We start from the raw sequence: 21306 nt of genomic DNA on the forward strand, positions 1-21306 counted from the left end.
CACATGATCAGTCCCAACTTACCCCGAACTTCCGCTGGATCGGGTCACGTAAATGACATCTCAAGGCGCAACTTCCTGCGGGCAGCGGCGGCTGTGGGCGGAGGCCTAGTTCTCAGTCTTAGTCTCCCGCTGGGTAACGGCGAAGCGGCGCAAGCCGATACCGGGACGTTCTCGCCCAATGCCTTTATCCGTATCAACAACAACGGGCAGATCGTACTGACGATGCCTTACGTGGAGATGGGCCAGGGGACCTATACATCCATTCCGATGCTGATTGCTGAAGAGTTGGAAGTCGATCTGAAGCAGGTGAGTCTGGAACATGCACCGCCCAATGAGAAGCTCTATGCCAACCCGCTGATTGGGGTGCAGGCAACAGGCAACTCCAATGCGATCCGCGGAGCCTGGCAGCCACTTCGCCAGGCCGGAGCGACAGCGCGTGAAATGATCGTTTCGGCGGCGGCAACGCGCTGGGACGTCGATCCCACCGGTTGCCATGCGGAGCATGGAGAAGTGGTCCACGCGGCTACGGGACGACGTCTCAGCTACGGTGCATTGGCCTCGGAAGCGGCCCGAATGCCGGTTCCGGAAAACGTTACACTGAAGAAGCCGCAAGAATTCAAACTGATCGGCACGCCGGCCAGGCGACTGGACTTGGCGGCGAAAGTCGATGGCACTGCCATTTACGGCATCGACGCCCGCCCACCGGGCGTGAAGATTGCGACGCTATCGCAATCGCCTGTCTTCGGCGGTCGCGTGAAAAGCGTGGAAGACACCGCGGCAAAGGCGGTCAGAGGTGTACGACAAATCGTTCGGCTCGCCGACGCCGTCGCGGTCGTGGCGGACCACATGGGTGCGGCGAAAAAGGGCCTCGATGCGCTAGTGATTGAATGGGATGACGGACCCAACGCCGCTCTGACTACGGAAGCACTCGCTGACATGCTTAAGCAGGCGGTCGTAGATCCAGGTGTAGTTGCTGCGACTGCCGGCGACATTGATGCCGCGATGGCAAACGCCGCTGTCAAAGTCGAAGCGAGCTACCATGTGCCGTTTCTGGCGCATGCGACGATGGAACCGATGAATTGCACTGTCCACCTGCGCAATGATGGTTGTGAAATCTGGGTGAGCAGTCAGGTCCTCGGTCGAGCTCAGGCCGTCGCCGCGGAGGTAGCGGGCCTGCCCCTGGATCAGGTCGTCGTGCACAATCACCTGATCGGTGGCGGTTTCGGCCGCAGGCTCGAAGTCGATGGCGTCGCTCGTGCCGTGGAGATCGCCAAACATGTCGATGGTCCGGTGAAGGTCGTCTGGACGCGCGAGGAAGACATTCAACACGACATGTATCGTCCAATGTTCGTCGACCGGCTGTCAGCCGCGCTCGACGCAAAAGGGAGGCCGATCGCCTGGAACAATCGTTTTGCCGGTTCCTCAATCATCGCAAGATGGGCCCCTCCAGCGTTCAAGAACGGGCTCGATCCCGATACCATCGAAGGTGCGATCAATCTCGTCTATGACTTACCTAATTTCCATGTCGAATACGTGCGGGCGGAGCCTCCGGGCATACCGACTGCCTTTTGGCGTAGCGTCGGGCCATCTCACAACGTCTTCGTGACGGAGAGCTTCATGGATGAGCTTGCCGCTGCCGCGAAACAGGACCCCGTAGCTTACAGGCTGTCCCTTCTCGACAAAGCGCCTCGCGCGAAGGCCGTGCTGCAACTGGCAGCAGCAAAGGCGGGTTGGGGGGAAAAACTGCCCGACCGTGTCGGTCGCGGCGCCTCGGTGCAAAATGTGTTTGCCAGCTACCTCGCACAGGTGGCGGAAGTCGAAGTTTCGAAGGACGGGAAGATCCGAGTCAGACGGGTGGTGTGCGCTGTCGACTGTGGAGTTCCAGTCAATCCCAACACGATTGAGGCGCAGATCCAAAGTGCCATTATGTTCGGCATCACCGCTGCGCTCCATGGGGAAATAACCGTCAAGCAGGGAAGGGTGGAGCAGTCCAACTTCGATGCATATGAAATTCTGCGGATTGACGAAGCTCCGGCTGTGGAGGTCTACATCATTCCCAGCACCGAAGCGCCAGGTGGAATGGGCGAAGCGGGAACCTCAGCGATCGTCCCGGCCGTCGCCAATGCGATCTTTGCCGCCACTGGACAACGCATCCGCAAGATGCCGATTGAGAGCAGCGATTTAAGGCTCCCGGAATAAATCAGGGCATAGGAATTTGGCCTTGGGGCAGTTCCCAAACAGTGCCATTGCAGACTATGACACGGAACCGCGCCCAATTCCTGCGCGGGGTAGCCGACGGCTGCTCCGACAGAACATCTCGGCGCGGATATCGCTGCCGACCTTATTAGCATTTGTATGGCGGATCATCCGCGACAACGATCCATGATCGCACGAAGCGCCGCTCCGGTCGGTCCACTGCCAGCAGTGCAAGAGCCGGGAGTGGCATGAGCCCGCAGCTACTCCATCCAACTGGCGAACAGGCCCACACGATCCGCTTTCGGCGCCTGGTGCAGATCTGGCGGGAGAAGCGGGTGATCTGGCGGGATGAATGAGGGCTTCCGACGGCCCTAGTCGCAAGCATTAGCTATCGCTAAACTGCGTCGGGCAGCGAAGGAGGAGACCATGTCGATCCGAGACGACCTACAGGAGATTTGGGACCTATATGTTGCCGCCTATCGATCGGGGGATGCTGCCGGCTGCGCTGCTATCTTCACCGACGACGCAGAAGTGCATTCACCGTACGGGCCGCCGGCACGCGGCCGACCCGCAATAGAGGCGTTGCACGGCAGTTGGGTTCAGCATGCCGGTCCCAACAAGACCCTTCAGGTGATCGAAGTAGGCAGCTCGGAAAACCTTGCCTGGACACTAGCCGCCTACTCGGAAGGGGAGTCTGTTGGCAACGGCACGTCGCTCAGTGTCTTTGAGCGCCAGGCTGGAGGAGGCTGGTTGATCCGGATGTGCAGTTTGAACAGTACTGACACCGTCGGTTGATGCCTCCGCCCTGATTCTTGGTTAGCTGGCCTTCCGCTTCGCGCTGCCTTTCTTGACGGGCTCGGCGGGCGCCTTCCTGCCGAGCCCGCTCGCCTTTGCCAACGCTGACCGCTGCTCCGCATAGTTCGGCGCCACCATCGGATAGTCGCGCACCAAACCCCATTTCTCGCGGTACTCGTCTGGCGTCAGGCCGTGCAGCGCAAGATGCCGCTTCAGCGATTTGAACTGCTTCCCGTCCTCGAGGCAGATGATGTAGTCGGGAAACACCGACCGCTTCGGGTTGACCGCTGGCGACTGGACGGACGTCTCGGGTGCAGCCGGTCCTCCGATCTTCGAGAGCGACGAATTCACGCTCGCGATAAGATCCGGGAGCGAGGCAGCCGGCACGGGGTTATTGCTCACGTAGGCGGACACGATGTCGGCGGTGAGCTCGATCAATTGGCTTCGGCTGTTCTCAATCTCTTCGGGCATGCAGTATCTCCGATCGCGGCAACAATAGCTGAAGTCTCTTAGCCGGTTTTTGGCCAAGTGCAACAGCGCGAGGATTACCTAAACGACGCCATTGCTACGCACCAGTTGCCCGTGGTGCGGCCCGTGGGTGACGGTGACGTCTCGAGCCGCAGGGGCTTCGAGGCTGCGAAATCGCGACCAGACTCGTTGTGGGGACGCACGATCCCACGGACGAGAGCCGAGATCTGCTCTGCACAATCCGCGACGTCGGCGGGCACCCGATTATGAAGATCAAGATTGAATCGGGCGCGCCGGTTGTCATCGAACAGAATGAGCGGCCCCAGCACTGAGCGGTGATCAGCGCTGGGGTCCTTGGCCATTACGCGGTACTCGTTTCTCACGAGAGATGCCCGTCACCCAAGCAACGGAATGGCGGGCATCTATCCACTCTCTCATGCCGCCAAACGAAGGGACACATGTTCGCCGGCTCTATCAGATGATGGAGCGAGGCGAAGGTTTTAGGGCAGGGACTAAAGCGCCAGTTCCTCCGACTTCGGTCGCATCAGGCGGAAGGGAACAATTCCATCAACCATCCCGTTGGGTGTCGCGGCGTGTGTCCCCGGCCAAGGTTCACCGCGCCGCGTGGGGGCATTTCCCCCGGAGCCCGTTCGACCCCCCTCAGGCGAGCGGGCTCTTGTTTGCCGGAATCAGTGCAAGAACGCGGCATGCGTGATACCGTTACAGTCAATGGCTCTTGCCGATGACATCCGCATGGTGCGCGGGCATGTTAGCCTGGGTAGACGACACATCGCCCAGCAGCGGGAGCACATAGACCAATTGGAACGCTCGAATCGCCCATCACCAAGGCGCTTGAATTCCTCGAACTTCTCGAAAGCATGCAGGAGCTTCACGAACAGCACCTGACGCGGCTGCTGGCAAAGGCGGAGCGGCACGATGCAGCCTAGATATGGCGTGCCCGGCCTGCCGAGGAGGGACCTTGGCGCACAGTTGGCTGTGGTGGAACGCGCTCATCTAACGGCGGGGCGGGCTGTTTATTAGCTAAGCCTTAGAATATTAATGTCAGTTCGCTGCAAAGACGCCGCATAATGCATCTCTGCCCCGGCTCGTAACGGGTAAGAGGCCCGGCTTGATCCTACGTCCCCACCCACCCGCGATAGGCCGGGTCCGCCCTGTCCTAGGTTGGGCCGGCGCAGTCTCTCCGACTTCTCTGTCTGAACGGGGAACATCGCGACGTGTAAGCGGTTATGGACTCGGCGGCACGGTTGGTGTCCCAGTTCTATCCGAGCCGTCTGATAAGCAGCGACGGAGCCCGCTCGACCCTCCCGCGAGCGGGCGCTTGCCCTTCCAGCAATCAGGTCTTCACAAGCCAATTTGATAAAATAGTCGGGAACCGAACGCGGTTCCTGTAAGTTTATGCGCACCGCCGGTAACAGCCAATGGATATCGGCGGCTGAGAGACAGCTCCCGTCTGCGACTGGAGGCGGCTATGTCCGATGACCCTGTCAATCCCTTCCCGCGCACACTCTATAACAACGACTTTTGGCTGGTCGCCCAGACAAGGGAAGCTATCGACCGTTCCCGTCAGAAATTGCGTGAAACCAGGCCGCTGATTGACCCGCACCGGTTAAGCCCCCTTATCACCGGGAACGCGGTCTCGATATCTGGAACCAAGGATGGATGGCGCGTCGTGGTAGAGGAATGCGGTGTAGGCACGATCACCAGCTCATTCAGGGAGCGGGTGGCAGCCTTTAACTTTGCCGAAGCCCAGATGATGCGGCTTGGTCTTGATAAAATGACGGACAACTGCCAGCGGCCTGCATCCCGCGTTGGCGGATAACTGGGTGGAACACAGGCCATTTCCATCCGTTGGTCGCCAAAGTGGGTTCGGACAATGGACGACACCGGCTATTTCCTGTCTGTCTACAGCGAGACGCTCCGGCTTCGCGCCGAGCGCCAGCTGATACTGGCTGCCGTCAAGATTGAGCGGGAACGGGCGCAGCGCGTCCGACTGGAAATCCAAGCAATCCGCGATAGTCAGATCGCGCCCGGCGAGGCCCAACCGGTCTAACCACCGGGCCTCGGTAGCGGCTGGACACTCCGAGCACCCGCGCGCATTGTCTGCCACGGCGGGCCTGCCTCGATTGCCTGGCCACAACGGAAAGTTCGGCTGAGAGCGAGCGTTCCGGCGTTTGGGTATTGCAACGATTACGAGCAGCACATCGCTTGGGCTGAACGCATGATGGAGTCGCTCGCTTTGCAGGTCCCCAGCCTTCAGACCGAGCTCGACCTCCCTCCAGCTGACGATATCCGCATCAACGACCCCGCTCCGATAGTGCGCGTTGCCGGCGATGCAATCGAGCTAGCCTGGATCACATTCAGCTTGCCGCCCTCCGCTCGGGCCGGTGTTTAATTTTCGGTCGGAGGGGCGACAATTCGCAAACAGCAGGCGCTGTCTTGTGCCGGCATCGGCATTCTTCGAGTTCACCGGAACGAAATACCCGAAGGCGAAGCACCGCTTTACGCTCAACGGCTCTCCGTTCATGGCAATCGCGGGGCTTTGCGCGAAGCGGCCGGCAACAAGCCGCCGGCCTATTGAGCCGGATCGAGAGCTACCCCGAGCTCAGCGACAGAATCCGGATCCTTGCTCTACACTGGGACATTTCGTCGGCAACGCCTTGATCGACACCGGCGGCTAGACCCGCGCGCCGTCTGCATCAATGCCGGAGCGAGTTAATGAAGAAAATAGGCCGGTATTCCCCCGCACCGCGTCTCCCCATGGAACCGAGTCTGCCTGACCGACTTATGGGAGGTGGGGCGCAACCCAGGTCGACATGGCCAACTTCCGCAAAGAAATGTCACCCGGCCGCGAGAACGCAATGAACTCGCGGCGAGCCAAGGCGCGCAACCGCTGCATCATCGTCATCGGCGCCTCGGCGGGTGCCGTCGAGCCGCTGAAGAAGATCGTAAGCGACTTGCCTGCGGATCTGCCGGCGGCCGTCTTTATCGTGCTTCATGTCGGCCAGGTCAGCTATCTGCCGGGAATTCTCGACCGGGCGGGAGCGCTGAAGGTCTCCGTCGCCAAGAACGGTGAGTCCTTCAAGGCCGGCAACATCTATGTGGCGCCGCCCGGCTTCCATCTTCTTCTGCATGACGATCACATGATGCTGCGCCGCGGCCCGCGCGAGAACCTCGCCCGGCCAGCGGTAGACCCTCTGTTCCGTTCGGCAGCGTTAAGCTATGGCGCCAGCGTGATCGGGGTGCTGCTGTCGGGCTCGCTTTCCGACGGCACCGCCGGCCTGAGGGCGATCAAGGCGGTCGGCGGCCTTGCGGTGATCCAGCATCCCAAGGATGCGCTGGTGCCTTCCATGGTGGAAAGCGCGCTGCGTTATGTCGACATCGATCTTTGCGAACCCGCCGCCAAGCTTGGCGGCTTGCTGGGGAGGCTGGCGGCCGAGCCGGCGGGCGAAACCTTGCTGGCCCCGCCAAGGGTCAGGCTGGAGGCCGCGATCGCGGCACAGGAGCATTCGACCATGCAAAAAGCAGATCGACTTGGCCAATTGTCGATGTTTACATGCCCGGAATGCCACGGGCCGCTGTGGGAGATCGAAGACGGTGACATGCTGCGCTATCGGTGCCATACCGGGCACGCTTTCACCGCCGATGCGATCATGGAGGCGCAGGCGATCGAGGCGGACGAGATCCTGTGGAGCCTGCTGCGGTCGCATCAGCAGCGGGCGGAGTTTGCCCGGCGCATGGCCGAGCGGGAAAAGACGCGACATCGCTCCCAACTCGCCAGCGAGTTCGGCAAGCGGGCGAGGGAATACGAAGCGGATGCCTCTGTCATCGAGCGCATCCTGGAAAGCAGGCGGACACAGGTAGCAGGCAATGGCGCAGGCGGCGAGGAAGGCAAGCACAAGGAAGGCACGGACTAGCCCGCGCCAGAGTGAGAGAGAGCCCGCGCTGTTCCCTGTCATCGGCATCGGCGCATCGGCCGGCGGCATCGCGGCGTTGCAGAAGTTCTTTCCGGAAGTGCCGGCCGACAGCGGCTTTGCCTATGTCGTGATCCAACACCTCGATGCCGAGCATGAGAGTGTGCTCGCGAGTATCATCCAGCGCTCCACCGCGATCGAAACGCAGACCGCGATCGAAGGCGCGGAAGTCGAGCCGAACAACATCTACGTCATCCCGCCGGGCGTCTCGGTGACCATCCGGGGACAGCGTTTCAACATGGCCAAGATGGCCGCCACGCGCGTAAAGCGGACGCCGATCGACGATTTCTTCACCTCGCTGGCGCAGGAGCAGTCGGAGCAGGCGGCCGGGCTGATCCTGTCCGGGACCGGCAGCGACGGCACGATCGGGTTGAGGGCAATAAAGGAACATGGCGGCCTAACGCTGGCGCAGCAGGGCGCCGAATATGACGGCATGATGCGCAGCGCCGTGCAGAGCGGGCTGGTGGACGTGGTGCTGCCGGCCGAGGAGATGGCTGCAAAGCTGGTCGGCTATTTCAGCCACGCCAACCGCGATGAAACCGAACGGGACCGCCGCAAGCGCGAGGTAGCCGAACAGCTTTCGCGGATCGCGGCACTGCTGCGCATGCGTACCGGCCATGACTTCAGCGGCTACAAGGACAATACGATCCTGCGGCGCATCCAGCGCCGCATGCAGGTGCTGCAGATCCACGATCCCACGGCTTTCTACGAGCGGCTGCGCGACGAGCCGCAGCAGGTCGATCTCCTGTTCCAGGACCTGCTCATCGGCGTGACCAGCTTCTTCCGGGACCCGCAGGCCTTCGATACCCTAGAGAGCTTGGTTATTCCGAAGCTTTTCGAGGGCCGCAAGCCGGACGAGACGATCAGGGTGTGGGTGCCTGGCTGCGCCACGGGCGAGGAAGCGTATTCGATCGCGATGCTCTTGAGGGAGAACGCGCCGCGCGGCGCCGCCTCGCCCAAGCTGCAGATCTTTGCCACCGACATCGACGAGCGCGCGCTTGAAGTGGCCCGGGCCGGACGCTATCCGGCAACGATCGCAAGTGACGTGAGCCCCAAGCGCCTGAAGGAATTCTTCTCGCGCGAGGACGGCACATATCGCGTTTCCGCTGAGTTGCGGGAAGCCTGTCTGTTCTCGGCGCACAATCTGTTGCGCGACCCGCCGTTTTCCAAGCTCGACCTCATCGCCTGCCGCAACCTCTTGATCTATATGGGGCCGGAGCTGCAGGAGAAGATCATCCCGATCTTCCATTATGCGCTGCGCAACAACGGATATCTCTTCCTCGGCTCGTCCGAGAACGTCACGCGCCATGTGCGCCTGTTCTCGACCATCGACAAGCCGACCCGCATTTTCCAGAAGCGCAGCGGGGTCGGCCAGCGCCTGCCCGAATTCCCGCTTGCCGCCGCGGCCAGGCAGGCTGTTCCGAGCACACGCCCGCGCGCAACGACAGGAACCCTGCAGGAGATTGCCGAGCGCTTGCTGGTCGAGCGCTATGCGCCGGCCTATGTGGTCGTCAGCGCGGCGGGCGAACTGATGCACAGCTCGGGCGGGACAGGCAAATATCTGGAACTTGCCGCCGGCGCGCCCGACCACAACGTCTTCTCAATGGCCCGTCGTGGGCTGCGCATGGATTTGCGCGCTGCGCTACACAAGGCCGTCAGCACCGGACAGGTGGCGGTGCAGAACAAGATCAGCATCGGCACCAATGGCGGACGCCAGACGATCAGCCTCGCCGTGCAGCCGCTGCCGGTCGACGGCAATTCGGATCCGCTCTACATGCTGGTCTTCCGCGATATCGGCGGGATCAAGGCGGAGGCAGAAGACGAGCCTGTCCACACGACCGACGATGTCGAAAGCGCCAATGTCAGTCAGCTCGAAAAAGAGCTGCGGGAAACCAGGGAACGGCTGCAGATCACGACGGAAGAGCTCGAATCCTCCAACGAGGAGTTGAAATCCTCCAACGAGGAGCTGTCTTCCATCAACGAGGAGCTGCAGTCGTCCAACGAGGAACTGGAGACCTCGAAGGAAGAACTCCAATCGATCAACGAGGAACTGCAGACCATCAATGCCGAGCTCAACATCCGCGTCGACGAGCTCACTCGCGCCAACAACGACATGTCCAACCTTCTCGAAAGCACACAGATCGCGACAGTGTTTGTGGACCGCGACCTCTGCATCAAGAGCTTCACTCCGGCGGCGCGCGATCTGTTCAGGCTGGTCGAAAGCGATGTCGGCCGGCCGCTCGCGCATGTGCGGCCCCGCTTTGCCGCCGACGGGCTGCAGCCCGACATGGAGCAGGTGCTGCAGCGGCTGGGAACAGTAGAAAGGCCGGTCCAAGGCACCGAAAGCGGCAAGCGTTATATCATGCGCGTCATGCCTTACCGGACGGTCGACAATGTCATTGCCGGCGTGGTCGTCACCTTCGTTGACGTCACCCGGGTTTCGCTGGCGGAAGAAAAAATCGGTGCGCTGTCGCACGACCTGCGCAACCGCCTCGAAAGTCTGGAGACTGTTCTCGACCTTGTGCCTGTCGGCATCTTCATCGCCGAAGACGACGACGTGGATGCCATCCGCGCCAATCGCCGCGCGGCCGAGCTCGCCGGCCGGCGCGCCGCCGACGGCAAGCTGACCACTGTGCCGGCCGGGCTCCCACTGATGATCAACGGCGCCGCGGTGGAAGCGAACGACCAGCCCTTGCAGAAGGCGATGCGAACGGGCAAGCCCGTCCCCGGCTACGAAGCCCGAATCGCGCAGGGGGACGGCTCAAGCATCGACGTGATGATGTCGGCCAATCCGCTGTTTGACGAGTCCGGCAGGGTTCGGGGCGCTATTGCGGCCCTGGTCGATGTCTCGAACCATAAGGAGGCCGAGCGCGCTCAGGAGAGGCTGCTTCACGAGCTGCAGCATCGTGTGAAGAACATCCTAGCCACGATCACCGCACTGACCTCGCGCATGATCCGCTCGTCAAGCTCAATGGGCGAATCCGCGACCTCGTTCCATGAGCGACTGCACGCAATGGCGCGCACGCATGAGGTCCTGTCGTCCCACAATTGGGGCGACGCCGACCTCGAGCAGCTGCTCAGGGCGACATTTTCGCCCTACAACAGCACAGAACGCCAGAACCTCGTCCTGCATGGGGCGCCGTTTCATCTCGATGCGGCAACGGCGGCGGCGCTCGGCATGGTGTTCTTCGAGCTTGCCAGCAACGCCGCCAAATATGGCGCGCTTTCCGTCGACACCGGCCGCGTCGAAGTCTCCTGGGTCGTTGTGAAGCCGGGCATGCTGTCGATCAGCTGGAAAGAAGTCGGCGGTCCGGCCGTGGAAGAACCATCCCGCAGGAATTTTGGAGTCGCCTTCATTCAGCAGAGTTTGGAGTACGAGCTGAGGGGGAGTGTCGAATTGAACTTCCGGCCCACCGGCCTGGAGTGCCTGCTTGAAATCCCCCTTGCCCGAACAGAAGCCTTCGAGCCCTTGCCCGGCCACGCATGAACAAGAGCGCTCCACTAGCCGACTTGGCGCGCTTATAGCGGACTGCGCGGACATGGCCCAAACGCCGCAGGGCTCAAAAGCCAAGTCGACCCGGCAGCATCTGGTTGTGCGATAGGAATATAATCAGGACAGGCCGGTACGACGCTTCCTCTTCATAAGGACTCGCGAAATTAATCGTGTAGACATATACTCCGCTCGTTCGCGGCGAATGGTCTTCGCCCCCGCAATGAGGGCAACATGGCGAATTCAAAATCCTTGTCGGCAATGGATGCCGAAATCCTAAAATCAGCGTTTCACAAGGACAAGAAACTCCCCGAGAGCCAACGGCGAGACTTCGCTGCGGCACTCGTCGAAGGCGAGGCAATAATCGCCCGCCAGCGCGCTCTCATAGAAAAGCTTGCACGGGATGGGCATCCGACAGAGGAGGCCGAAGAATTCCTGCGCAAGTTCATGAAAACGCAAGCGGAGCACGTCGCCCACTGGGAACTGATATCAGGTCAGGCTGAATCGAAAAGCCCCAGCGCTGAGGGGGATCAGCACTAGGGGTTGAGGCATGTATGTACGCTGTACCAGCATGACCTTGCGTTAGGCCCATGGCGCTCCCTCTCCAAGCGGAGCAGGACCTAACCCTGGAGGTCTGGATGGTCGCAGCCTACATCAGTTGGGCATGGGCAACCGCTGGACGCCGCAAGAGCTGATCGAAGAGCGAATGTCCGTCACCGCCCGGCTGTCTCGACTGCTATCGCCATCAGAAGCTTGATATCCGGCGCCCCCCGATCGCCTCGGCCCTGACGCTCTCCGGCCGAAGATGAACGCCGCGAAGTGCGGCGGCAAGCGTATCACGCTGACCTATTCGCCCGACACCAGCCCGAAAGACCATCCCCGCAGAGGACGTAACCGGCCACCAAAAATGGAACCGCCGGACTTCTCCTGACCCTCAAATTTGAATGCGGGCTGGTCTGGCGCAGATCACGATAGGGTATGCCGCATTATCGGTTCGAAGTCGTTTGGAATGGGGAGAGCCTTGGAGACGCCTGGGTGGCCCTGGCCACCATCGTAGAGGGTGAACGAATGTGTGAGAGCCTTCATAGTGCTGTCCCGCTCAGGAACGTGGGCATGCTGGCGTACGGCATAATTGAGCCTGCCGAAATCAGCATTCTAGCAAAGGCAGTGAGCGATCACTGCTCAATTCACTGATCGAACGCGAGGCTGAACGCGAAAGGGTCGCGCTCAACGTCATAGGTATTTTCCGACGTGGTGTAACTGACCGTCACCAGCTTTTCGAAGAACTTGAGAAGGCAGGCTGAAGCGAGCACCGCTTTCTGCAACGCCGAGGAGAGAGCCAGCGGCTAGTGAAGTTTGACCTTGGAAGGTTTGGCGGCCGACTCGCTCAAGATTTCTTTAAGCGCTTGCTCCAGGTCCAGCCCGAGCCCGACAATGGGCTCAGGAATCGCAATCACGTCATTCCGGCCCGCCACCAGCTGCGTCTTCGGCGAAAGCTCCGAGACTGCTTTCGAAGGGGCCGATTTCGATAGCAGTCGCGACAGGTGCTCCCTCTGCAATGCGTGAACCTCTTCCAACAGGCTTAGGAACCTCAATGCATCCTCCGTCGGCAGCCTGCTGGTCCTTAGGCAGGCAATCCGCTCGTGCTGAAGCGCGATATGCCGCTCGCCCTGTCGGACGTGGCGTCGCGCCATGCTGATGTGGTCGTGGAGAAGCATCGCCCACAACGCGAAATCCCCCAGGTCGTTCCGTTGCGGTTTTGAGGCGCAAGTCACAAAGGTTAATGCAGGCAAGGCTGTTGCCCGCTTACATCCAGCCCGGGCCGTAGCTGTTCATCTTGTTGGTGCCCGTCGGATGGAGGCAATGGAGACGGAAAATACCCATCGCTTACTGAGCGAACTCCGCCAGCAGGACATGCGGAACCGAGATCTGATTGACCAGACCCGCGCTACAATTGCCGAGAGCGCCAGACTGGCCGAGCAATCTAGGGAGCTCTTGTCATGTCACCGCAGCGGCGCATACAACACCGAGCCGGCAATTATCAGGCTGCCGCCATCCCGACCCGATCGCGCTTGCTGTAGCGGTGGCGAGAGTGGCCTAGGAGATCGCGACGGCATAGTCGGACAGCTCACCGGAAAGCGCTCTCTTGGCTGTACAAACAAACCATTCGGACCAGACAAGGTGGCTCAGATGCCCCGGCCGGTTTCCAGGGAGTTGAAGAGGATCGACGCTGGCCAAAGCGACTCGGCACAACATGCTTTTGAAGGTGGAATGCGCCTGCCGAAACGTGCGCTACCGCCGATCGGCTGACCTCATGATGGTTTACGGCGGGGGGCGCCAATCGCTTCCGCCTAAGGTTCGACTGCAGTCGGTGCAAGCCGGAGATCAAGGTACCTGGTCGAGGTTCACCCCGAGCATCTTTTGATCCACAAGCCCATGAAGGTCGACGGCAAGATCGTCTGGCACACGGAAAGGTTCCGGCCCTGAGCAGCGCTGGTGCGTCGTCGCTCAACAAGAAGACGACCGCCGAGCGGGGCGGGGGACCAGGGTGTGTCGACGGTCGTCGGAAGACAAGGGGCCATATGATCAGCAAACTGCGTTGCGATAGGCCCTGGCTCATTGTGGCGTAGATCACCCCCATCCACATTTACATTTGTTATTCCCCTCCGAGCCGGACTCTCGACAAGGTCGTTCGCAGGTACGCCTTGTATCGGCGCGCCACAAATCAGGGGTAGGCCAATTCTCGAAACCGCATGCATTCGCCACGGGGACAGGGCAAGGACGCGCGCGAAGGCCTTCGCAGGTAGTGAGTGAAGGGCGGGGGTGCGAAAAACCTCTGTACGGGGCTCTATTTCAATTCGCATCCAGATTGGCAACGATCCGGCAACAAAAGCGGTGTAGCTCTCGGCCGACCGGTGTAGGCTGGAGCACGTGCCGAGCCCGTTTGGAACCACATTGGCAACATCGGGCCGAAACGGCGCAGGGTGTGAAAGGGGGCCGCTACGCCTTGCAATTCAAGGCGTCTGCGGTTATTCAGACGCCCGTTGCTGCGGTAGCTCAGTGGTAGAGCACTCCCTTGGTAAGGGAGAGGTCGAGAGTTCAATCCTCTCTCGCAGCACCAGATTTTCCGAAGCAGCATCAAAAACTTAGGGTTTTCCGTGGCTTCCGCCAATGCGGACTGTTATGGGAATATGCTCTGAGATGGCTGGAAGTCGGTGGAGAATGCGGGGTCTATCCAAGCGCAAGGGCTCTGAGGTTTGGCAGGGCAAGTTCCGAATCCCGCAGCGGCTCTGGGATCGGCGCGACGACTTGCTGAAACTGGGGGCCTCCGGGATCGGCGGAAGCCAGGAGTTCACCAAGTCGCTTGGGGAGCGGGATCGAAGCCAAGCAACACGCGTCTACCGCGAACGGCTGGATGCTTGGGAGCGGCTCCTGGAAGCCTGGCAGGCGCTGCTAGACCACGGCCCGCAAAGCCTTAGCCAGATGGACGCGGTGAGGGTGGCCGCGCTTGGGGCCGCTCGGCGGTGGGAGGCCTTTAAGGATAATCCGCTGGATGCCCCCGTTGCGGCCCACGGCTCCTTCTCTCGCCCGGTCTTCGTTCCATCTGACACCACGAGAATCCATCTCGCAGCCTTGTCACCAGAGGCACGGGAGGCGGCCCGGCTGGAAGGCATTGCCAGTGCTCGGCGGCTGCTTGATGGCGGGCCTATTGAGCGGGCCAAGGCGTTACAAGATGTCCGCGACGGCACGGGCTTTCCGTGGTGCTTCCCCGAGTTCCGCGCAGTCGGACTCGCCATGATGGAAGACGCGCGGGGCTCGGCCATATCTGAAGACCTGGGGGCGGCGGGCATCACGGCGGCGGATGAATGGTCACGGTTCCTGGTCGGCCTTGAGGGAATGGGTGCTAAGGGGCGGTTGGCGGCAAGCCTTGAGGCGCGTCTATCGGGGGACCTTAGCGAACCGGCTTGGGTCGCCGATGCGAAGCAGGCGGCTCCTCCTTCGTCGGGACCGAAGGGGGCGAGTGCCAAAGGGGTCACCTTCGAGGCGATCATTGACGCCCAGGTCACCAAGAAGAAGGCGGGGCAGGGCTCCAAGCCGATGCCCGATAAGTCGGTCAAGAAGTACAAGCGGATAGCGGAAGCCTTCGCCGCTCATCGCAACTCAAAGAATGCCGCCACGGTGACGGTGCGGGAGGTCGAGGCCTGGCTGGACTCCATGCAGGAGGAGGCTGGGGTCTCAAACCGTACCATTGCGGACAGGCTGGTGGCCATCGGGACCATCATCAACTGGGGCAAGAAGCAGCGCGACCACCGGGACGCCATGGCCCAGGCCGAGACCATCTCGGGGCAAGTGGAGTTGCCCAGCTATATGGAGAAGCCGGCAGACGAGACCTCCTATACCATGGAGGAGGCCCGGACGGTTCTGCTGGCGGCTCGGAGGGAGGAGGACGCAAGCAAGCGGTGGCTGCCCTGGCTGTGCCTCTATGCCGGCCTGCGGATCAGCGAGGCGAACACCCTGCGGAAGTCTGATTTCTTTCAGGCGGAGGGCCTCTGGTTCTTTAAGGTGACCAGCGCCGGGAAGCGCTCCCTGAAGACGGCAAACAGCGAGAGGCGCATCCCAGTCCATCCGGCGTTGCAGGCCGAGGGCTTCCTGGTGTGGGTGGAGGCGGCTCCTGAAGGCCAGCTCTTCAGGGATGGCGCTACCTCCCTCATCGGGCGGTGGGTGCGGAGCAAGGCGGTGGGTCTGGTGAGGCCTGGGCTGTCCCCAAACCACGGCCTGCGCCACCTGTTCGTCGGCCTGTCCCGTCGCTATGGGCTTGAGGGGAGTGCGGCGGAGTATCTCGCGGGTCACTCCACCCAGGCCGTCCACGCCAAATACGGCTCCTCTGATGTCATGCTGCCTGGGCTCGCGGCGGAGATTCGCAAGATCGATCCGCTGCTGGGCAATGTCTCGATGAAATTATATGAAGAATCCAACGACGGCAGTTAGGATTGCGGCATAGACTGTTCCCGCAACTATGCATCCCAGCATCGCACCGCCTACATCGTTCCGATAGTCGGCTTCCTGTCCATGACGGGAAACGTTCTGCGCGTTCATAGCGCCACGGGAGAACATGCTGAAAAAACTAAAGACAACGACGGCGGGGACAAAAACCCACCAGCTCCAGGCCCAATCCATTTCACCCCTCACAGTATGAAGGTCAGCATAGCCTACTCCGGCCGCTTTGCAGGGGCCATGGTTGCCGATTACGTCGGCGAGGCTCGGGAGGCGTCAGGGCTAACTTCCTCTAGGCCAGCCCCAACGATAAGCGAGGATAACGTGCGCTTGAACATAATGCGGGCTCGCGCATTGCCAGATGCGAGGAACTTGCCGGGAGTCAATTCGTCATTCCTCCAATCAGCTTTTGAGGACCGCGTTACTAGCACGCGCAATGCGCCGGTATCACTGTCGAACCGCAACGTCCAAGCTACATGATTCCCCCAAGCCAGGCCCCTCCGATAGAACTCTTTCTCGTAGATTGGCATCATCATCGCTCCGTCTTTCTGGTAAGCATACAAGAGTTCGGCGCGTGGGGCGACAGTCGGAGATCGAGGCGGCAGGGCGGAGCGAGCGGTGACGCTCTTTGACCGTCAAGCTCCCCTCCAGATGGTTAGATAGCTCTCAGCGATGTCACACGGACGGCTGCCGGAGACCCGCGAGGATCACTGACAACGACTCCTTGCCACAAGTATTCCTGGCCATCGACCGGTTTGCATTCAAGCCAGAAGCTGTCGGCGAATAAAGGAAGCAAAGTCCCTGATCCATGTTCCAGCCGGCCATACCATCGCCCGTCTACGAAGAACGTGGTAAGCTTTCCGCCGCCGCCAGCATAGGTCAGCCCATCAGCAGCGACGGGCAACCCGGAGGGGCGAGGGACCAACATTTTTGGACCACTTTGAAGTAGGTCATCCCACATCGGCAGTTTTGTGCTGTCCCCGCCTTGGTCACCGGGCTTTTTCAGCTTGCGCTTTCTGGCTTTCAGCGTCTTCTTGATGTCCTGCGCTTCGGGCTGCTGGATATTTATTGTGATCGGCGCGTTTACATCGCCATTGATTTGAATGGTTGTTCCCTTAATTTTGTGCGCCGTGATGTCGGATGAGACCCTTTTGAAAAAAGCTTGGGTCTCCCTAGGAACACTTTCCAGTGACTTCGCGAGCGCCTTCCCGGTCAATATCCCCGCCGCATCACTAAGATGGGCCGCAAAGGCTCCCAAGAGTTCACGCTGGTCCCAAAGTGTTTCGAGCGCGGATGCGACGGCGATCAGATCGGCGATGATCGAGCTAACTCGTATACGATCGACTACAAGGCGGCTGTCGACGCGGGGTCCGTATAGACGCCGAGTGAAAGCCCGATAAGCCCTGGAGATATCGACAAGCAGTTCCCCCGCCAGCTCGGCGGTTGCTGGGCCATAAGTATCAATTGTAAGCGTCAAGATTGCTGGCGTGTCTTCCTTGATGCCAGTCACTTCAAGATTTGCCATATCCCCTCCCTCTATGACATCTACCTTTCTTATTGGCCGAGCGCTCGCACTTCAAGGTGGGAAGCCGGATCGTGCCAAGGGGTCGCTCACGCGAGGGCTCCAATTTACGAGACAGCTCGCGGGTTTCCCCCCGGTGGGGGTGACAGGAACCCAGACTCCGCTACACTCCTCCCGCCCGCGAAGGGCCAGCGGACTGGGAACGCCGGGAGGGGCCATGCATCAAGTCGCCACCAAGGCGGACATCGCCAGCCTGAGGGAAGCCATTGAGCGCCGAACGCGGGCGCTCACTCTCGGCGGCGTGGTGGCGTTCGCTGCGGTGCTGGGGGCCGCGCTACTCCGGCTCATCTAGCAGCCCAGCGGACCCAAAAGGAAAGGCCCCCAGTGTCACCACTGAGGGCCTTTGTTGTGCCAGGGCCTGCTCTATGCCGCCGCCATCTGCTGATCCTGCTCTACCGCCGCAACCCACGGCCCCAGCGGCTTCCCCTCGCGCCATTCCCTCAGGAACTCAGCGACCTCCCAATCCTGAAGGCGGTCGAGCGCAAAGGCGATTGCGGCGCGGGGCGGCAGGCGGTGCATTTCGGCATGGGACATTTTCAGGCTCCGTGTGTTGGTTGCGTCTAGGGCTTCATAGTACCAATAGGATCATAGAAGTCAAAGACTTTGTGATACAATAGCGGCCACCCGTCAGGGGACGACACTCCGTGCGTATCAATAGGGCTTGCCCTAGCGAGTCCGCGAGGACTGTGTGCAAACGCGTATCATAAGAATGGGTATTGACATTTTGAGACTGTTGGATCAGAGGGTCAAAGAGTCCAGTGATCCCAGCAGGAGCCCTCGCGATGAAGACCCCAGCGACTACGCCTACCGGAGCCGGCCAGCTCGTCGGCTACGCCCGCACCTCCACCACCGACCAGAAGGCAGGGCTTGAGGCCCAGCTAAGGGACCTCACCGGAGCCGGGTGCGCCAAGGTCTTCCGCGAGGAGCTGTCCTCCGTGGCCGCCAACAGACCGGAGCTGGAGAGGACCCTGGACTACGTGCGAGAGGGGGACACCCTCATCGTCACCAAGCTCGACCGGCTGGCCCGCTCCGTGGCGGACTTGGTGGAGATCACCGCCAGGCTCCGGGCCAAGGGGGTCGCCCTCCGCATCCTCGCGATGAACCTCGACACCGGAACCCCCACAGGCAAGCTCATGCTCAACCTCCTGGGCTCCATCGCGGAGTTCGAGCGGGAGCTGATGTTGGAGCGGCAGCGGGAGGGCATCGCCAAGGCCAAGGCCGAGGGGAAGTACAAGGGGAGGGCTCCCACCGCGAAGCGCAAGGCCGCCGAGGTGATCAGGCTCAAGGCAGAGGGTAAGACCGGGGACGCCATCGCCCAGGAGCTGGGGATCGGCAGAGCGAGTGTCTTCAGGATACTCAGGGCACAGGCAGGAACGGCGGCGGACTGATGCGGCGACGGCGGGGTGACTGCTTCCTCAAGGGATGCCGGCAGCGCCCCGACCCGACCGGATACTGCCAGTTCCACTATCGTCTCAGTGTGCGGAAAGGCTGGAGGTTGCCCAATAGCATCGGGAGCTGCCGCGCACTCAGCTAACTCAGCGGCAACTCGGTGCCATATCCAAGCTCTCGGTCGATGCCCCTCTATCCGAAGTATCTCGCGCCCTCGTAGCCGCGACCCCCGTCCCGGCTTCTGACGCTCCTCCACGCCTAGGTCCTCCACCTCGCACCAAGTGCCGACGTTGCCAGCGCCCGGAGGTTCGCGAAGGGCTCTGCCCCAAGCATTGGCTGGAGTGGGCTACAGGGCATAGACTTCGCTGGAACCTGGCGGAGAAAATACCGATTGCCAGACTGACGGCCGCCCAGACCGAGGCCATTCGCAACCTGGCTTCAAGGGGCGACTGGATGGTGATCCACGGGATCGCCTCAGTGCCGGACCCCACGGTCGAGACCCTGGCTGCCGAGGCCGAGAGGGCCGAGCGTCATGCCGCCTACAGCCTCGCGGGCCGAGCGGTCGTGGCCCTGCTTTACTGGTGGTCCATCAAAGAGCTTCGCCTAGGGCCGCCCGCCAGATGGAGACTGTTGCCGATGCGACCAGCCACCCCCGAGGAGTGCATTGCGGTCTCCCTGGCCGGTTACCTGGCGGAGTGCGTCCACCGCCGCCTGGAGCCACGCCGGCCCGATGAGCACGTATGGCGAGCTATCACCCGCCCCGCCTTCCGACCTCATGGCATCGATGACGATGAGGACGCCGTGTCGATCATCAAGACCCAGCATGGAGAGGCCGACGATCTGGAGACCCTAGCTCGATACCGGCAGTATGAGGCCGCGACGGTGCGGCTGCTCCAGGAGCGGCGTATGTGCGCAGCAGCAGAATGCGTGGCTGGCGAGCTGATGCGGCGGAGGCAGCTAGCGGCTACTGAGGTGTACTCGCTTCTGGTGGACGAGGCCCTTTTCCCGCTTATCGCTAGCCCGAGCTAAGATCGGAGCCAGTGGCATGGTTTGCGGAATGCAGCCGGGCAACCCATTGAAATCATTCCGGCGCAGAAAGTAGTTCTTCTAGTAACTCTGCCACTGGTTAGAATTATTCAACGGCATTTATGATTTGATATTGAACATCCGAGCGTCTTTCGCTATTTGAAGGACGTATATCAAAATACCTCGCTCCCAAAACTCGTACAATACTCATGGGCCGCCATCACTTACAGGGTGGGCTCCAGGATATGCCCCAGACAAGCGTCCGGGGAGTCGCCCTCTATTTGGGCACGGTACAAGGATGCCCCACGCCATGAAGACGGCGAGGGGGATATGGGCCGCCAAGGATAAAGCGCCCGCCTCCCAAGCGTGAAGAGCGCTAGGACAAACGGACGGTGGTGAACCGGACGGGAGACCGGAAACGGTCCGGGAGTGACGCCCTCCCGCTGATGAAGACGCGGCAGCGTCGAAACCACTTTGCGCAACCAGCGCCCAGCCTCTCCTCCAGAAAGGACAACGCCAACCATGACACGAGCACCCGTGCGCGAAATCTCCGCGCCCTCCGCACTCCAGGGCATCGCCGCCCCGGTCAACACATACGTCCGCCCCGCCGATCCGGCCCCGAGCAGCCTCCACCAGTTGGCCGAGGGTCTCGCCGGGCTGGATGACGGCCTGGGCTCCTTCATGGCCAAGCGCAAGGCCAAGACCGACGAGGCCGATAAGCAGCGGGCCATCCGGGACTCATACCTCAACAACGGCGAGGGCCAGGACGAGGCTGTGAAGCGGGGACTTATACCTCCGCACGAGTCCACCACCTACATGAAGTGGTACAAGGCGACCCAGGGCGATGTCCGAGGCCGCCAGCTCATCGACCAGTTCGACGTGGCCTACAACCAGTGGCCCGACCGCAACTCGGGAGACCCGGAGAAGTTCAAGCAGTTCGTCGGCACGTTCCTCAAGGAGCATGTCGGGGAGGATACGGACCCCGAGGTCCTGGCCGGCCTCAACCCGCACCTGGAGCAAATCTTCTCGGGCGGCTACGCGAACTTCACCAAGGACCGCGCCGATACCGTCTACGGGGGAGCCTTGGCCGCCACGGGTGCCTCGATGACCGACCACATCAGCAAGGCCGGAGGTGACGCCCGCGCGACCGGCAGGGACATCGACTACGAGGCCCTTTGGGGTACCCTCATGTCGGAACGCAATGAAGCCCTGAAGCGGAACCTGGAGAAGGACGTGGACGGCTTCATGGTCAGGGGAATCGCAGATAAGTTGATTGGCTATTGCCAAGCCGCAAAAGAAGGATTCTTGAGAGGCTTTCTCGTAGCAGAGGAGGCCCGAGTGCGGCTTGTTTTGTCGATCCTGCAAGCAGTTCG

Annotated in this window: 16 protein-coding genes, 1 tRNA gene and 1 pseudogene; 14 read left to right on the forward strand and 4 right to left on the reverse strand. The window is 61.3% G+C overall.

The features are described 5' to 3' along the window. The first annotated feature begins 3 nt into the window (after window positions 1-3). Both CK224_RS21225 and CK224_RS21230 read left to right on the forward strand, forming a co-directional pair. Window positions 4-2199, forward strand: a complete 2196-nt coding sequence (locus CK224_RS21225; RefSeq protein WP_095783093.1) for a xanthine dehydrogenase family protein molybdopterin-binding subunit — start codon at window positions 4-6, stop codon at window positions 2197-2199. A 423-nt stretch (window positions 2200-2622) separates the two neighbouring features. Continuing rightward, window positions 2623-2991, forward strand: a complete 369-nt coding sequence (locus tag CK224_RS21230; RefSeq protein WP_095783094.1) for a nuclear transport factor 2 family protein — start codon at window positions 2623-2625, stop codon at window positions 2989-2991. 21 nt (window positions 2992-3012) lie between these two features. Here the strand turns inward: CK224_RS21230 and CK224_RS21235 are convergent, their stop codons facing one another. Beyond that, window positions 3013-3462 (reverse strand): MucR family transcriptional regulator, encoded by a 450-nt coding sequence (locus CK224_RS21235; RefSeq protein ID WP_095783095.1) that lies wholly within the window; start codon window positions 3460-3462, stop codon window positions 3013-3015. A 1486-nt stretch (window positions 3463-4948) separates the two neighbouring features. On the opposite strand from CK224_RS21235, the gene CK224_RS21245 reads away from it, so the two are divergent. The 6 genes and pseudogenes from CK224_RS21245 to CK224_RS21265 all read left to right on the forward strand — a co-directional run bounded on the left by CK224_RS21245 (window position 4949) and on the right by CK224_RS21265 (window position 11481). Beyond that, entirely contained in the window at window positions 4949-5299 is a 351-nt protein-coding gene (locus tag CK224_RS21245) for a hypothetical protein (protein ID WP_095783097.1), read from the forward strand. A gap of 54 nt (window positions 5300-5353) precedes the next feature. Continuing rightward, the gene (locus tag CK224_RS31405) at window positions 5354-5530 is read left to right on the forward strand and encodes a hypothetical protein (protein WP_176477977.1); all 177 of its coding nucleotides are present in this window, start codon (window positions 5354-5356) and stop codon (window positions 5528-5530) included. 168 nt (window positions 5531-5698) lie between these two features. Beyond that, window positions 5699-6055, forward strand: a pseudogene (locus CK224_RS31995) (SOS response-associated peptidase family protein); the annotation flags it as partial. A 283-nt stretch (window positions 6056-6338) separates the two neighbouring features. Beyond that, complete coding sequence (locus CK224_RS21255; protein WP_245426072.1) at window positions 6339-7394, forward strand: chemotaxis protein CheB; 1056 nt, start codon at window positions 6339-6341, stop codon at window positions 7392-7394. Then, window positions 7348-10938 (forward strand): CheR family methyltransferase, encoded by a 3591-nt coding sequence (locus tag CK224_RS21260; protein ID WP_095783099.1) that lies wholly within the window; start codon window positions 7348-7350, stop codon window positions 10936-10938. The genes CK224_RS21255 and CK224_RS21260 overlap by 47 nt, the downstream gene beginning before the upstream one ends. A gap of 237 nt (window positions 10939-11175) precedes the next feature. Next, window positions 11176-11481, forward strand: a complete 306-nt coding sequence (locus tag CK224_RS21265) for a hypothetical protein (RefSeq protein WP_141245845.1) — start codon at window positions 11176-11178, stop codon at window positions 11479-11481. Window positions 11482-12287: 806 nt separating this feature from the next. Here the strand turns inward: CK224_RS21265 and CK224_RS21275 are convergent. Then, the gene (locus CK224_RS21275) at window positions 12288-12734 is read right to left on the reverse strand and encodes a hypothetical protein (protein ID WP_141245231.1); all 447 of its coding nucleotides are present in this window, start codon (window positions 12732-12734) and stop codon (window positions 12288-12290) included. Window positions 12735-13987: 1253 nt separating this feature from the next. Here CK224_RS21275 and CK224_RS21285 point away from each other — a divergent pair. Then, window positions 13988-14062 (forward strand) — tRNA-Thr (locus CK224_RS21285). A 101-nt stretch (window positions 14063-14163) separates the two neighbouring features. Continuing rightward, the gene (locus CK224_RS21290) at window positions 14164-15930 is read left to right on the forward strand and encodes a hypothetical protein (protein WP_095783102.1); all 1767 of its coding nucleotides are present in this window, start codon (window positions 14164-14166) and stop codon (window positions 15928-15930) included. Between the two features lie 661 nt (window positions 15931-16591). On the opposite strand, the gene CK224_RS21300 is transcribed toward CK224_RS21290, so the two are convergent. Continuing rightward, the gene (locus CK224_RS21300) at window positions 16592-17461 is read right to left on the reverse strand and encodes a hypothetical protein (protein ID WP_095783104.1); all 870 of its coding nucleotides are present in this window, start codon (window positions 17459-17461) and stop codon (window positions 16592-16594) included. Between the two features lie 214 nt (window positions 17462-17675). On the opposite strand from CK224_RS21300, the gene CK224_RS32380 reads away from it, so the two are divergent. Continuing rightward, the gene (locus CK224_RS32380; protein ID WP_280952271.1) at window positions 17676-17810 is read left to right on the forward strand and encodes a hypothetical protein; all 135 of its coding nucleotides are present in this window, start codon (window positions 17676-17678) and stop codon (window positions 17808-17810) included. A gap of 71 nt (window positions 17811-17881) precedes the next feature. Here CK224_RS32380 and CK224_RS31410 read toward each other — a convergent pair whose 3' ends face one another. After that, the gene (locus CK224_RS31410; RefSeq protein ID WP_176477978.1) at window positions 17882-18052 is read right to left on the reverse strand and encodes a hypothetical protein; all 171 of its coding nucleotides are present in this window, start codon (window positions 18050-18052) and stop codon (window positions 17882-17884) included. Window positions 18053-18300: 248 nt separating this feature from the next. On the opposite strand from CK224_RS31410, the gene CK224_RS21305 reads away from it, so the two are divergent. The 3 genes from CK224_RS21305 to CK224_RS21315 form a co-directional block, all read left to right on the forward strand. After that, window positions 18301-18906, forward strand: a complete 606-nt coding sequence (locus tag CK224_RS21305) for a recombinase family protein (RefSeq protein WP_095783105.1) — start codon at window positions 18301-18303, stop codon at window positions 18904-18906. A gap of 454 nt (window positions 18907-19360) precedes the next feature. Then, window positions 19361-19936 (forward strand): hypothetical protein, encoded by a 576-nt coding sequence (locus CK224_RS21310; RefSeq protein WP_095783106.1) that lies wholly within the window; start codon window positions 19361-19363, stop codon window positions 19934-19936. A 519-nt stretch (window positions 19937-20455) separates the two neighbouring features. Beyond that, a partial coding sequence (locus CK224_RS21315) for a hypothetical protein (RefSeq protein WP_141245846.1) occupies window positions 20456-21306 on the forward strand: 851 nt, incomplete at its 3' end.

Origin of the sequence: Mesorhizobium sp. WSM3862 (genome assembly GCF_002294985.1) — a bacterium.
Classification (GTDB): domain Bacteria; phylum Pseudomonadota; class Alphaproteobacteria; order Rhizobiales; family Rhizobiaceae; genus Mesorhizobium.

Excerpts from the sequence above, each read along its gene's own strand:
- CK224_RS21305 (WP_095783105.1), top strand. The coding sequence starts at position 18,301 with ATGAAGACCCCAGCGACTACGCCTACCGGAGCCGGCCAGCTCGTCGGC.
- CK224_RS21245 (WP_095783097.1), top strand. The coding sequence starts at position 4,949 with ATGTCCGATGACCCTGTCAATCCCTTCCCGCGCACACTCTATAACAAC.
- CK224_RS21310 (WP_095783106.1), top strand. The coding sequence starts at position 19,361 with ATGGTGATCCACGGGATCGCCTCAGTGCCGGACCCCACGGTCGAGACC.
- CK224_RS21300 (WP_095783104.1), bottom strand. The coding sequence starts at position 17,461 with ATGGCAAATCTTGAAGTGACTGGCATCAAGGAAGACACGCCAGCAATC.
- CK224_RS31405 (WP_176477977.1), top strand. The coding sequence starts at position 5,354 with ATGGACGACACCGGCTATTTCCTGTCTGTCTACAGCGAGACGCTCCGG.
- CK224_RS21225 (WP_095783093.1), top strand. The coding sequence starts at position 4 with ATGATCAGTCCCAACTTACCCCGAACTTCCGCTGGATCGGGTCACGTA.
- CK224_RS21260 (WP_095783099.1), top strand. The coding sequence starts at position 7,348 with ATGGCGCAGGCGGCGAGGAAGGCAAGCACAAGGAAGGCACGGACTAGC.
- CK224_RS21230 (WP_095783094.1), top strand. The coding sequence starts at position 2,623 with ATGTCGATCCGAGACGACCTACAGGAGATTTGGGACCTATATGTTGCC.
- CK224_RS21265 (WP_141245845.1), top strand. The coding sequence starts at position 11,176 with ATGGCGAATTCAAAATCCTTGTCGGCAATGGATGCCGAAATCCTAAAA.
- CK224_RS21235 (WP_095783095.1), bottom strand. The coding sequence starts at position 3,462 with ATGCCCGAAGAGATTGAGAACAGCCGAAGCCAATTGATCGAGCTCACC.
- CK224_RS21255 (WP_245426072.1), top strand. The coding sequence starts at position 6,339 with ATGAACTCGCGGCGAGCCAAGGCGCGCAACCGCTGCATCATCGTCATC.
- CK224_RS32380 (WP_280952271.1), top strand. The coding sequence starts at position 17,676 with ATGCATCAAGTCGCCACCAAGGCGGACATCGCCAGCCTGAGGGAAGCC.
- CK224_RS31410 (WP_176477978.1), bottom strand. The coding sequence starts at position 18,052 with ATGTCCCATGCCGAAATGCACCGCCTGCCGCCCCGCGCCGCAATCGCC.
- CK224_RS21290 (WP_095783102.1), top strand. The coding sequence starts at position 14,164 with ATGCGGGGTCTATCCAAGCGCAAGGGCTCTGAGGTTTGGCAGGGCAAG.